The organism is Nocardioides sp. Root151, from assembly GCF_001427925.1.
Classification (GTDB): Bacteria; Actinomycetota; Actinomycetes; order Propionibacteriales; family Nocardioidaceae; genus Nocardioides.
In genome coordinates, this window is the sequence record NZ_LMGG01000005.1 from 161,896 (window position 1) to 174,188 (window position 12,293).

Below are 12,293 nucleotides of genomic sequence, written 5' to 3' on the forward strand. Positions count from 1 at the left end.
CCGGGCTCAGTGACTCACCTGACGTGGATGCCCAGTCCCGACCGGCCCGGGGCGTGGTGGTCCTCCAGGACGAGGTCGTCGTCGTAGTCGCCGCGATTCTGGAAGCGGAACGGGATCGGGTCTTCGCTCTCCAAGCCGTCCAGGCGCGCCCGCAGGGACTTGGTGAGGGCGGCGTGGGCCTCCGCGTCGACCCGGTTCGCCCCGTAGTGCACCAGGGGCGGCACGACCGAGATGCCGACGTACCAGAGGAGGCCGTGCTGAATCGGGAACAGCAACTCGTCGATGGACCCGTTGACCCCGCGCGGACCCAGCGACGCCTCCCTCCCTCCCGCGGTCACGACGAGCATGGCCCGTTTGCCGGCCAGAAGCCCGTCGCCGTAACGCAAGGTGCGGCCCGGATGCATCGGGTCGGCGATTCCGTAGCCGAATCCCTTGGTGAACACGCGGTCGAACCAGCCCTTGAGGATGGCCGGTGCGGCGTACCACCACAGGGGAAACTGGATGACGAGGTTGTCGGCCCAGGTGATCTTCTCCTGCTCGGCGAGGATGTCCGGGCTCAGCGCACCCGAGGCCTGGTGGGCCTCGGACTCGGGCCCGTACCGCACAGGCGCGTCCGGATCCCGGCCGGGGAAGTCGCCACCGTCGGCGACCGCCTTCCAGCCCATCGCGTAGAGGTCGGAGACCCGTACGTCGTGCCCGTTCTCCCGGAGCCTGGCGATCCCCTCGTCACGAAGGGAGCCGTTGAGGGAGCGCGCTTCCGGGTGCGCGAAGACCCACAGAGTGTTCAACGGGAGACCCGTTCGAACACGGCGGCCAGGCCCTGCCCGCCGCCGATGCACATCGTCTCCAGCCCGTAGCGCGCCTCGCGACGGTGCAGCTCGTGCGAGAGCGTCGCCAGGATGCGGGCGCCGGTGGCGCCGGCCGGATGGCCCAGCGAGATGCCGGATCCGCTGACGTTGAGCCGGGTGTCCATCGGGTCGACCTTCCATTCGCGCAGGCAGGCGATCACCTGGGCGGCGAACGCCTCGTTGATCTCGATCAGGTCGATGTCGTCGAGTGTCAGCCTCGAGCGCTGGAGCGCCTTGGCCACCGCGGGCACCGGGCCGATTCCCATGGTCCGCGGGGGTACGCCGGCCACCGCGGCACCCACGATGCGCACGAACGGACGCAGACCGAGCTCGTCGGCCCGCCGTCGCGTGGTGACCACGCAGGCCGCCGCGCCGTCGCTCTGCCCGCACGCGTTGCCCGCGGTCACCGTCGAGTCGGGGTCGATGGCGGACCGCACGGCCCGCAACCGACCGAGGTCCGCCAGGGTCAGGCCGGCCCGCGGGTGCTCGTCGGTGTCCAGGACCTGCTTGGGCGTACGGCGGCTCGCGGGGACGGTGACCGGCACGATCTCGTCGGCGAAGGTGCCGTTCTTCTGCGCGTGGACGGCCTTCTCCTGCGAGTGCAGGGCGAACTCGTCCTGCTCGGCCCGGGAGATGTCGTACTCGGCGCGCAGGTTCTCCGCGGTCTCGAGCATGCCGCCGGGCACCGGGAAGTTCACCCCGCCGGCGGTGGTGCGGCCGCGGACGATCCGGTTGACCATCTCGACGGAGTCCCCACGCACGCCCTGCTTGAGGCCGAGGGCGTAGAACTCGGCCTGGGTCATCGCCTCGACGCCGCCGGCCACCACCACGTCGGCGAACCCGCTGGAGACACTCGTCGCGGCGTACAGCACGGCCTGGAGGGAGGACCCACAACGCCGGTCGAGCTGAAGTCCGCCGGTGCCGACGCCGAACCCGGCGTTGAGGGCGGCCACCCGGCCGATGGCGGGCGCCTCGCTCGTGGGATAGCAGTAGCCGAAGACCACGTCGTCGACGACGCCCTCGCCCAGGCCGGTGCGGGCCGCGAGCCCGGTGAGCGCCTGGGTGGCGAGGTCGGCAGCCGTCAGGTCCTTGTACATGCCGCCGTCGGCACCCACGGCGGTGCGCACCGGCTCGCAGATCACGATCTCGCTGCCGGGATCGGCGCGGTCGACGTCAGTCATGATGTTCCTTCCGTGCCGGCACTCGCCAGCTCCTTGGCCATTTCGCGGAGCGCGACCGCCCGGATCTTCGCCCCGTTGGTTCCTGCTGTCATCGGCATCTCGTCGATCAGGTGCACCTGCGCCGGCACCTTGAAGCGGGCCAGCGTCTCGGCACACCAGGCCCGCAGCTCCGCCGGGTCGGGCGTGGTGCCGGGGCGCGGTACGACGAACGCGACGGCCTGGGTCTCCCCGGTGACGTCGAGCCCCACCACCTTGACCAGCTCGACGGCCTCGTGCTCGATCAATCGGGTCTCGATCTCGGCCGGCTCGACAAGGAAGCCCTTGAGGCGCAGGGAGTCGCCCATCCGGCAGAGGTACTCGAAGGTGCCGTCCCCGGCCGCGGTGCCGAGGTCGCCGGTGCAGAACCAGCCGTCGCGGCTCCGCACGCCGGCGGCGATCCCGCCGTCGACGTCGCCGAGGTAGGAGTCCACGACGTTTGGGCCCCGGAACTGGAGCTCCCCGGGCCCGTCGGCGAGCTCGCCCGTCACCGGGTCGACGCTGCGGACCTCCATGCCGGGAGTGACCAGTCGGCCGCCTCCGCGGTGACGCAACGGCAGTGGGGTGTCCGGGGACCAGAACCCGGTGAGGGCGAAGATCTCGCTGGAGCCGTAGATGCCCAACACGGTGGCGCCTGTCTCGGACTCGACCCAGGCAGCGATCCGACCGGACTCCCCGTAGAAGTCTCCGATCAGCAAGCGCCGGAACGCGGTGAGGTCCCGGGGACGTTCCCGCCACGAACGCATGAGGCGTCCGGCCACGTCGTCGGCGACCGTGAGGTGGGTGACGGCGAACCGTTCCATCAGGTCGAGGGCGCGGTCCGCGTCGAATGACGGCATCAGCAGCAGCGACCCGCCCGCGAGCAGCCCGGCCATGCCCGGGCTGTGGGCGAGGACTCCGGACCACGGGAGCACGAGCAGCGAGACGCTGCCCGCGTCCAGGTCCGCCGCGGCCGCGACCGCCAAGGAGTGGCCGGCCGTCGCGCAGGCACGGTGGGCGGCCAGCTTCGGCCGTCCGGTCGAACCGGAGGTGGTGAAGGCCACGAACAGATCGTCCGGGTGGTCGACGAGCGCCCCCGGGTCGGTGACTCCACCGGCGGCCGGGCTGGGTGCCCACGCTCCGGCGCCGACGTCGTAGGCCGCCAACGCCTGCGCGTCGGCCGGGGCACTGCCGGGCCCGGTGACCAGCGCCACCGACGGGGCCGGTGCGTCGACGGACTCCGTGGCCGCGTGCAGCACGGTGGCCAGCTCGAGCCTGAGGAAGCCGTGGGCCACCGCGATGACCCGCGGCCGCGCCTTCGCCAGGACGTGGGCGACCTCGTCCACGCCGTACCGGGTGTTCACACCGATGACGTGGGCGCCGAGTGCGGCCGCGGCGAACTGCCACACCACGGCGTCCGACCAGTTGGGCAGCCAGACCGCGACGCAGTCGCCCGGCCCGACGCCGTGGTCGCGGAGATCGTCGCGAACCGCAACGCTGCGCTGCCAGAGGTCGACGCGAGTGACGGGAGCCGGCGGTTCGCAGTGTCCCTCCCAGAGGGCGACCGCGTCCGGGGCCGCCTCGACGAGGCGGGCCAGGTGGGAGATCGGGCCGGCGCTCACAGGTCCTCGAGCCCCTTCAGCCAGCCGTGCAGTACATCGGCGAAGCCGTCGATCTCCTCCATGGGGTAGTGCCCGATGCCGTCGAGAACGGTCAGCTCCGAGCGTGGGATCCGCTCGGCGGTGCGGGCGACGTCCGCGGGGTCGACCCAGAGGTCGTCGACCCCCGCGACGAGATGCACCGGGCACGCGACGGCGTCCAGGGCATCGCCGAGATCCTGCGTGGTCCAGCCGATCAGGTCGCTGTTGGAGACCACCGGGTCCTCGCGTCGGTGCATCCGCGCGATCATCTCGACGGTCGCCTCGGGGACGGTCCCGCCCACGACGGCCTTCGTGCCGAAGTACGTGCGATCTGCGCGGGACGGTGCGGCCGAGTCGATGAGCTCGCGCTCGAGTCCGCCGACGGAGAGCCGGGGCGCGGTGTCTCGCTGGCCGTGGGAGGCCATGGCGACTGCGCCGCGGAGGCGGTCGCCGCGACGGGTGGCCAGGTCGAGGGTGATCCGGCCGCCGATCGAGCAGCCCACGACGAAGGGGCGGTCCAGGCCGAGCGTGTCGATGAGCTCCTCGCACCACGCGGCGTAGTCGCCAAGGTCGCGGACCGGGCCTGCGGGAGCCGGCTCGGACTTGCCGTGGCCCGGCAGGTCCGGCACCACCACGTGGTAGCCGTGTGCGGCCAGCGCCTGCTGGGTGTGCCGCCACTGGACGCCGTGCTGTCCCGCGGTGTGCAGCAGCAGCACCGGGGTCCCCCGCCCTTCTTGGAGCACGAACGACGTGCACCCGCCGACGTCGAGATAGTCAGCGCGCATCGTGAGCACCTTCACTTCCTGCCAGTTCCCGGGCCCGGTCGACCAGGGCGACGACGGCCGCCTGGAGCCGGAGGTATTCGTAGGCGTTGCCGGTGACCGCGAACTGGTCCATCATCGCCCTCCGGACGAAGTCGTTGGCCGGCCCGGTGAGGAGATCGACCCAGTCACGCTCGCCCGCCTCGACCGCGAAGGTCGCACCAGTCACCGTGCGAGTGCCGGCTTCCAGGACCCGGCCCTTGTAGACCCGGAACTGCGCCTGCTGCTCGCCGTACCCGATGCCGATCGTGCCGTCCCAGGTGCTGGTCTCGGTGCGAAAGGCCGGGTCGGCGTCCAGCAGTGCCGCGAGCGCCGTGGCCCATGCGCGGGTGCCGAACGCCCGGTTCGCACGCGCTTCCTCGTCGTCGACCGCCGAGCGCACGGGCACCAGTGACGTGACGGTGCCCTCCTGGCACAGCCCGCCGTCGTCGTCGTGGAACCTGATGTGCCGGGTGACGACCCCCTGCTCGAGATCGGGGGTACGCCGGCAACCGGTCACCGTGGTCTCGACGAGGATCTCGTCGGTGGTGCGGACGGGTGCCAGGTAGCGCCACGTGGCAGCCAGGTCCCGGCCGACCGAGAGGTCGGAGGCCGCGAGGGCGGCGGCAAGGGCGGCGCCGTCCACGTGCGTGTCCGTTCCGGTGGCGCCGGGGAGGGCGAGGTGCGCGGTGAGTCGCTGCCCCACCCGGAAGTCCTCGAGACGGGTCGGCACCTCGGCTGCTTGCGACGTGGTGCTCACGCACTTCCCCCCAGCATGTCGTCCGAGATCACCCGGAGCTGGATCTCGTTGGCGCCCTCGAAGATCTTGGTGAGCCGGGCGTCCCGCCAGTGGCGCTCGACCGCAAAGTCGGTGGTGTAGCCGGCCCCGCCGAAGATCTGCATGGCGTCGCTGGTGACCCGTTCGGCCATCTCGCTGGCGACGTACTTCGCCATCGCCGCCTCGCGGTCACACCGGCGACCCGAGTCGATCTCGGTGGCCACGTGGTACATCAGCTGGCGCGCCGCCTCGACGTCGGCGGCCATCCGCGCCAGCTTGAAGCGGACGTCCTGGAACTGCGTGAGCGGACCACCGAACTGGCGCCGGGTCTGTGCGTACGCCGTGGCGTCGTCCAGGGCGGCCTGGGCCAGGCCGATCGCGCGGGCGGCGGTGTGGGCACGACCGACCTCGAGGCCGCCCAGGGCCAGGTAGAAGCCACGACCCTCTGCGCCGAGCATCGAATCGGCCGGCAGCCGTAGCCCGTCGAACGAGAGCTCCCAGGTGCTCCACCCGTGATACCCGATCTTGCGCACCTTGGTGCCGCTCACCCTTGCAGGGAAGGCGCCCCGCGGCTTGTCGACGAGGAAGGCACTGATCCCGCGGTGGGGCTTGGCCGGGTCCTTGTCCGACGTACGGGCGAAGAGCACGAGGTAGTCGGCCTGGTCGGCGTACGTGCACCACATCTTGGTGCCGTGCACCACCCACTCGTCGCCGTCCCGGCGGGCCCGGCAGGACAGGTTGGCGACGTCGGATCCTGCTTCGGCCTCTGAGAGCGCGAACGCGCCGAGATACTCACCCGAGGCCATCCGGGGCAGGAGCTCCTTGCGCTGGACCTCCGTGAACTCGCCGCCCATGCCGTTGCCGCGCGCCAGCAGGCTGGACACGCTGAGCCAGCCCTGCGCGAGCTCCTCGGCCACCAGGCAGTACTCGAAGACGCCGAGGCCGAGGCCGCCGTACTCCTCCGGGATCATCAGCCCGAAGAAGCCGAGCTCGGCCATCTCGTCACGCAGCGCATCCGGGATGGTGCCCTGCTCCGGGTCGAGCTCGTCGGCGATGGGGCGCACGCGCTCGCGGGCGAACTGCCTGGCCAGCTTCTGGATCTCCAGGCGCTCCTCGGTGAGGTGGCGCGGCGTGTCGGGGCGTGGTGCGGGGCGGTGGGTCATCGTGCGCCCACCTCCAGGCCGTCAAACTCGTCGGCACGGTTGGCGGGCAACTGCTTGGCGACCTTGTCGAGTGCGTCGAGGGGCCGGTGCCTGGTCTCGGGGGCCAGGTAGCCGGCAACGAAGGTGATCGCAGCCAGGCCGATGACGTACAGGCCCACCGGCCACGAGGCACCACCGGCAGCTGAGGAGAGCCCGACGGAGATGAACGGAGCCATTCCACCGAAGACCACCGCGCCGACCTCACGGCTGAACGCCGCGCCGCTGTAGCGGGTCTCGGTGGCGAACAGCTCGGCCAGGATCACGCCCTGGACGCCGAACATGATGCCGACGCTGCCGCCCTGGGCGATGCCCACGGCGAGGATCGCGAGCAGCGGGTTGCTGCTGCCGGCGAGCCAGAAGAACGGGAAGGCGTACGCCGCCGCGAAGACCGCACCGGCCAGCAGTACCGGGCGTCGTCCCCATCTGTCGGAGGCGAGGCCGGCCAGCGGGGCGGTGAGCATCACGGCAAATCCGGCGACGACGAGGCTGGCGGTGCCGACCTCGGGCGAGTGGCCGGCCTTGGCCATGAACGCGAGTGCGTAGACCTGGTAGACGTAGCTGAGAGCCAGCGGTGCCGCGACCATGCCCATGACCAGCAGGATGTTTCGCCACTGCGTGCGCAGCAGGGTGCGCAGTGGCGAGTGGGCGGGCGTGTCGGCATGGTCGTCCCGGCTGTCCTGCACGTTCTCCTCGAAGGCGGGCGTCTCCTCGAGCCGGAGGCGCATCCACATGCCCAGCCCGATCAGCACGATGCTGGCCATGAAGGGGAGGCGCCAACCCCAGGCAAGGAACTGGGCGTCGGTGGTCAGCGCGGTGGTGAGCAGAACGGCCGCGGACGACAGCACCAGGCCGGCGTACGCACCGGACGCACCAATGGCGCCGTACACACCTCGCCGGTTCTCGGGGGCGTACTCGACACCGAAGATCGCTGCGCCGCTGTACTCGGCGCCGGCGCCGGCGCCCTGCACCAGGCGGAGGAGCACGAGGATCGCCGGGGCCGCCAACCCGATGGAGGCGTGCGAGGGAATGAAGGCCATCAGCGTCGTGGAGACTCCCATGAGCATCAGGGCTGCGACGAGCGCCGGCTTGCGACCGAACTTGTCGCCGATGTGTCCGAAGACCACCGCGCCGATCGGGCGGGCGACGAAGCCGACCCCGAACGTGGCGAGGGAGAGCAGGAGCGACATGGTCGCACTCTGCGAGGGGAAGAAGACCTCGTTGAAGACGAGCGCCGCGGCCGTCCCGTAGAGGAAGTAGTCGTACCACTCCAGGGCGGACCCGAGCAGTACCGCGCCGGCGACGCGGGCCAGCACTCCTCGCTCCTGGGTGGCGGCGGGCGACGCCTCTGCGTGCTTTGCCATGGCTGTTGCTCCTCGGTGTGACCAGCCGTTCGCGGACGTACGAACGATCGTTCTTGTACGATAGGGTGACACCGACGGATTCCGCAAGAGGTCGATCGAAAGAGGGTGAAGACAGTGAGCACCGGGCTTGGCGTCGAGGAACGGCTCCGCCGGATGGAGGACCTGCACGAGCTCCAACAGCTGCGTGCCCACTACTGCCAGCACCTGGACTCGGGCAGGTGGGACGAGCTGGTCGAGCTCTTCACCCCCGACGGCGCCTTCGTCGGACTCTCCACCGCCCGCGGGCGCACCGGGCTCAGGGAGTTCTTCAGCAATCTGCAGTCAGGAAGCCTCTCGGCCTGGTGGCACTTCTCCTCGAACGAGACCCTCGAGGTGGACGACGACCGGGCGACCGGGCAGACCTGGTTGCTGCAGCCGTGCGTCGTCGACCGGCAGAGCCAGCTGGCAGCGGGGCGCTACGTCGACACGATGGTCCGCTGCGAGGACGGCCGCTGGCGCTTCGAGGAGCGCGCGGTGCGGTTCTTCTGGTGGAGCGACGTCGAGCAGGGATGGGAGCCGGGCACCTTCGTGTGGCCGCCCGCGCGTGACGCGGCCGATCGTCCGGGGGCCGGCCAGTGAGTGCACTAGTGTCCGAGGACATGAAGAAGCCCAGCCCACCACGAGCGCGCGGCGCCAAGCTGGACTCGATCCTGGACGCGGCGCTCACCTCGTTCGCAGAGCAGGGGTTCAACGGCGCGTCCATGCGGACCATCGCCGGCAGCGCGGGCACCAGCCTGTCCAACCTCTACAACTACTTCCCCTCCAAGGACGACCTGCTGGTCGCCGTCCTCAAGGACGCCAACGACGAGCTGCTCAGCCGACTGGCCGACCGGCTCGCCGGCGCCGGCGCCGGTCCGACGGAGCGGCTGCGCGCGGCGGTCCAGGCGTACGTCGAGTTCTCCACCGACCACCGCCTCGCGTCCATCGTCGCGATGAGCGAGTTCCGCTACCTCGAGGGCGAGAATCGGCAGGACGTCGTCGAGTCACGCGACTCGACGGAGCGGATCTTCGTCGACCTGGTCACCGAGGGCGTGCAGGACGAGAGCTTCCGCACCGCGCACCCACGCGAGGCCGCCCGCGCGATCCTGCTGCTGTGCGCGACCGTTCCCACGTGGTACCAGCCCGACGGCGGACTCACTCCGGACGCGCTGGCGGCCCAGCAGGCAGACTTCGCGCTCGCGCTGGTCAGGTCCACTGAATGCTGATCGCAATCCGGGTCGAGCAAGGGGTGGAAGGGCCGACCACTCGGTCATAGAGTGATCTGGGTCACACACACCAGACCCCGGGAGCAACCATGCCGATCGAGCGCCGCACCCTGCTCAAGGCCACCCTCGCCGTAGCCGCAGCCGGACCCTTCGCGGGCCTGGTCGCCGCGCCTGCCGGGGCGCGCACGTCCGCACGACCGTTGGGGCTGGTGCCGATCAAGGACCATCGCGACGGAATCGTGCGCCTGCACCTGCCCCGGGGCTTCAACTACCGGTCGTTCCACGACACCGAGTTCCCGGTGGTGCTCGACGACGGCACCCATCTGCCGGGCAGGCACGACGGGATGGGAGCGTTCGCCGGCCCCGACGACACGGTCGTGCTGATCCGCAACCACGAGGTGAACGGCCCCGGCGCACCACTGGGCCCCGGCCCTCTCTACGACCCGATGACTGCCGGAGGGACCACCACCATCCAGGTCACCAAGCAGGGCGAGGTACTCGCCGCACACAACAGCCTCGCCGGGACCCAGATGAACTGCAGCGGCGGAATCATGCCCTGGGGCGCGTGGGTCACGTGCGAGGAGACCGTGAACGGCCCCGACGTCGGCGCAGACTTCACCGGTGCTCCCAACACCAGCCTGACCAAGCCACACGGCTTCGTCTTCGAGGTGCCGTTGCACGGGGCAGCGACCGCAGAGCCGATCACCCAAGCCGGGCGCTTCGCACACGAGGCGGTGTCGTTCGACCCGACCGAGGGCGTCCTCTACCTCACCGAGGACAACTTCGGCTTCCCGTCAGGCTTCTACCGCTACCGCCCGCGCACGAACCCGATGACGAGCGGCTCCCTCGACAACGACGGCACCTTGGAGATGCTCGCCGTCGTCGGCACACCCAACGCGCACCTCGAGGCCAATCAGGTCCAGGGAACCACCTACCCCGTCGCCTGGGTGCCGATCGCCGACCCCGACCCGTCCTTCCCCTACACCCCCGGCCAGCCGGCGCCCACCACCAACGACGAGGCCATCTCGTACGTCGGCGACCAGGGTCGCGCCCAAGGTGCCGCCCTGTTCTCCCGCTGCGAGGGACAGGTGTACGACGACGGCGTCGTGTACTTCACCGCAACCCAGGGCGGCGGCCCCGTCGCGCCGTATCCCGCAGGCCCGGCGCCGACCGGGTTCGGCAACGGCACCGGGCAGGTGTGGGCCTACGACACCAAGGCGCAGACACTGACCTGCATCTTCCAGTCCCCCGACGACGACGTGCTCGACTTCCCCGACAACATCACCACCAGCAACGACGGCACCCTGGTCATCTGCGAGGACAGCGCCGGCGACAACTTCCTGCGCGGTCTGACCCGTGACGGCGAACTGTTCGACATCGGCCTGAACAGGTTGCGCAGCAGCTCGGGCGCACCGCGGTTCGGCGACGAGTTCGCCGGGTCGACGTTCAGCCCTGACGGCCACACGCTCTTCGTGAACATCCAGGCTTCACGAGGCATGAGCTTCGCGATCTGGGGTCCGTGGAGGTCGATCGGCGTCTGAGGCGGGCGGTCGGCAACCGGCGCGGCGGCGAGCTCAGAACCCGGGTCAGCTGAGCGGGCCATCAAGGTCCGAGCAACAAGGATGTGGATTGCAGTCACCTGGTGACTGCGATCCACATCCTTGTCGGGTGACTCAGAACAGCAGGGCGCTGGCCGGGTCCTCGAGGATGCCGGCGACGTCGGCGAGGAAGCGTGAGCCCTTCTCTCCGTCGACGTGGCGGTGGTCGAACGACAGCGCCAGCGTGGTCACGTCGCGCACGCACAGCTCGCCGTCCGCGTCGACCCACGGCTTCTTCTTGATGGAGCCGAAGCACAGGATCGCGGACTCGCCCGGGTTGATGATCGGCGTGCCCGCATCGACCCCGAAGACACCCACGTTGGTGATCGTGAAGGTGCCACCACTCATCTCGGCCGGCTGGGTCTTGCCCTCGCGCGCGGTCTTCGTGAGCGCGTTGAGGCCCTCGGCGAGCTCGAGCAACGAGAGCTGTTCGGCACCCTTGACGTTCGGCACGACCAGGCCACGCGGCGTTGCGGCGGCGATGCCGAGGTTCACGTAGTCCTTGAACACGACCTCGCCGGCCGGCTCGTCCCAGAACGAGTTGATCTCCGGCGTACGCCGCATCGCCAGCATCACCGCACGGGCCAGCACCAGCAGCGGCGAGACCTTGACGTCCTTGAACTCGCGACGCTTCTTGAGGCGGTCGACGAACTCCATGGTCGAGGTGACGTCGATGGTGACCCACTCGGTGACGTGCGGGATCGTGAACGCGGAGTTCACCATCGCCTGGCCCATCATCTTGCGGACGCCCTTGATCGGCTCGCGCCGCTCCCCACCTGCAACGGCCGCCGAGGCACTCCCGCTGGTTGAGGAAGGCACGCCGCCTTCGTTGGTCGAGTAGCGAGCGCCAGCGATTTCGGAGGTCGAGTAGGGAGCGCCAGCGACCGTATCGAGACCCGTATCGAGACCCGCACCACTCGCCGCGGCCTGCACGTCGTCACGCGTGACCGTGCCGTTGGGTCCAGTGGCGCGCAGCGCGGCCAGGTCGACCCCGAGGTCCTTGGCAAGCTTGCGCACCGGCGGCTTGGCCAGGGCGCGTACGGCGCCCGGGTCGGTCGCCGAGGCGGGCACGAAGGCCGGCGTCTCGAACTGCGGGGACACGGCGGACTGCGACGGAACGGCCGGCTCGTCGGCCTCGACCACCGGCTCGGACTGCGCACCGCCGGGCGCGAAGGCACCCTGCAGCTGCATCTGGGTGGCCGCCGCCGACTCGGTCGACGGGGAGGCCGAACCCTTGCGGGGTCGGCGGACCGGGCCACGCTCGGCCTTCATGCGGCCGACCAGGCTCTCGCCCTCGCCGCCACCGCTGGCGGCCGGGTTGGAGAGGTCGATCTCGCCGATGTCGCGGGCCGGGGCCTCGCCGGACGGGGCCGCCGGGGCCGGGGCCTCGTCGGGGTCGCCGACGGAGATGATCGGGGTGCCGACCGGGATCATCTCGCCCTCGGGCACCAGCAACGCCAGCACCGTGCCGGCGTACGGCGAGGGCAGCTCGACCAGCGACTTGGCGGTCTCGATCTCGACGATGATGTCGTTGACCTCGATGACGTCGCCGACCTTCACCTTCCAGGCGACGATCTCGGCCTCGGTGAGGCCTTCACCGACGTCGGGCAGCTTGAACTCAGCCAT

At 70.5% G+C, this 12,293-nt stretch carries 11 protein-coding genes; 3 read left to right on the top strand and 8 right to left on the bottom strand.

Going from position 1 to position 12,293, the window contains the following annotated elements:
* Positions 1 to 14: 14 nt before the first annotated feature.
* From ASD66_RS15870 to ASD66_RS15900, 7 genes are read right to left on the bottom strand one after another with little or no spacing between them, the layout of a single operon-like run.
* On the bottom strand, positions 15 to 788 hold the full coding sequence (locus ASD66_RS15870; RefSeq protein ID WP_056891567.1) for an NAD(P)H-dependent oxidoreductase: 774 nt from the start codon (positions 786 to 788) through the stop codon (positions 15 to 17).
* Positions 785 to 2,029 carry an acetyl-CoA C-acetyltransferase gene (locus ASD66_RS15875; RefSeq protein ID WP_056891568.1) on the bottom strand — a complete coding sequence of 415 codons (1,245 nt, stop codon included), beginning with the start codon at positions 2,027 to 2,029 and terminating at the stop codon, positions 785 to 787. Before ASD66_RS15875 ends, ASD66_RS15870 begins: the two co-directional genes overlap by 4 nt.
* Entirely contained in the window at positions 2,026 to 3,666 is a 1,641-nt protein-coding gene (locus tag ASD66_RS15880; RefSeq protein WP_156388735.1) for an AMP-binding protein, read from the bottom strand. The genes ASD66_RS15875 and ASD66_RS15880 overlap by 4 nt, the downstream gene beginning before the upstream one ends.
* A complete protein-coding gene (locus ASD66_RS15885) occupies positions 3,663 to 4,469 on the bottom strand; it encodes an alpha/beta fold hydrolase (RefSeq protein ID WP_056891732.1) in 807 nt (268 codons plus the stop codon). Before ASD66_RS15885 ends, ASD66_RS15880 begins: the two co-directional genes overlap by 4 nt.
* A complete protein-coding gene (locus ASD66_RS15890; protein ID WP_056891569.1) occupies positions 4,459 to 5,244 on the bottom strand; it encodes a hypothetical protein in 786 nt (261 codons plus the stop codon). Before ASD66_RS15890 ends, ASD66_RS15885 begins: the two co-directional genes overlap by 11 nt.
* Positions 5,241 to 6,425, bottom strand: a complete 1,185-nt coding sequence (locus tag ASD66_RS15895; protein ID WP_056891570.1) for an acyl-CoA dehydrogenase family protein — start codon at positions 6,423 to 6,425, stop codon at positions 5,241 to 5,243. The genes ASD66_RS15890 and ASD66_RS15895 overlap by 4 nt, the downstream gene beginning before the upstream one ends.
* Positions 6,422 to 7,825, bottom strand: coding sequence for an MFS transporter (locus tag ASD66_RS15900; RefSeq protein ID WP_082599558.1), 1,404 nt, complete (start codon positions 7,823 to 7,825; stop codon positions 6,422 to 6,424). The genes ASD66_RS15895 and ASD66_RS15900 overlap by 4 nt, the downstream gene beginning before the upstream one ends.
* A gap of 114 nt (positions 7,826 to 7,939) precedes the next feature.
* Between ASD66_RS15900 and ASD66_RS15905 the strand changes: the two genes are divergently transcribed.
* From ASD66_RS15905 to ASD66_RS15915, 3 genes are all read left to right on the top strand, one after another.
* A complete protein-coding gene (locus ASD66_RS15905; protein ID WP_200950083.1) occupies positions 7,940 to 8,443 on the top strand; it encodes a nuclear transport factor 2 family protein in 504 nt (167 codons plus the stop codon).
* Between the two features lie 20 nt (positions 8,444 to 8,463).
* Entirely contained in the window at positions 8,464 to 9,069 is a 606-nt protein-coding gene (locus ASD66_RS15910; protein WP_056891733.1) for a TetR family transcriptional regulator, read from the top strand.
* Between the two features lie 89 nt (positions 9,070 to 9,158).
* Entirely contained in the window at positions 9,159 to 10,610 is a 1,452-nt protein-coding gene (locus tag ASD66_RS15915) for a PhoX family protein (RefSeq protein WP_056891573.1), read from the top strand.
* 132 nt (positions 10,611 to 10,742) lie between these two features.
* Here ASD66_RS15915 and ASD66_RS15920 read toward each other — a convergent pair whose 3' ends face one another.
* Positions 10,743 to 12,293: a dihydrolipoamide acetyltransferase family protein gene (locus ASD66_RS15920; RefSeq protein WP_082599559.1), complete on the bottom strand. Its 1,551-nt coding sequence runs from the start codon at positions 12,291 to 12,293 to the stop codon at positions 10,743 to 10,745.

Coding starts and splice junctions, on each gene's coding strand:
- ASD66_RS15875 (WP_056891568.1), bottom strand. CDS start 2,029: ATGACTGACGTCGACCGCGCCGATCCCGGCAGCGAGATCGTGATCTGC.
- ASD66_RS15885 (WP_056891732.1), bottom strand. CDS start 4,469: ATGCGCGCTGACTATCTCGACGTCGGCGGGTGCACGTCGTTCGTGCTC.
- ASD66_RS15895 (WP_056891570.1), bottom strand. CDS start 6,425: ATGACCCACCGCCCCGCACCACGCCCCGACACGCCGCGCCACCTCACC.
- ASD66_RS15900 (WP_082599558.1), bottom strand. CDS start 7,825: ATGGCAAAGCACGCAGAGGCGTCGCCCGCCGCCACCCAGGAGCGAGGA.
- ASD66_RS15910 (WP_056891733.1), top strand. CDS start 8,464: ATGAAGAAGCCCAGCCCACCACGAGCGCGCGGCGCCAAGCTGGACTCG.
- ASD66_RS15915 (WP_056891573.1), top strand. CDS start 9,159: ATGCCGATCGAGCGCCGCACCCTGCTCAAGGCCACCCTCGCCGTAGCC.
- ASD66_RS15920 (WP_082599559.1), bottom strand. CDS start 12,293: ATGGCTGAGTTCAAGCTGCCCGACGTCGGTGAAGGCCTCACCGAGGCC.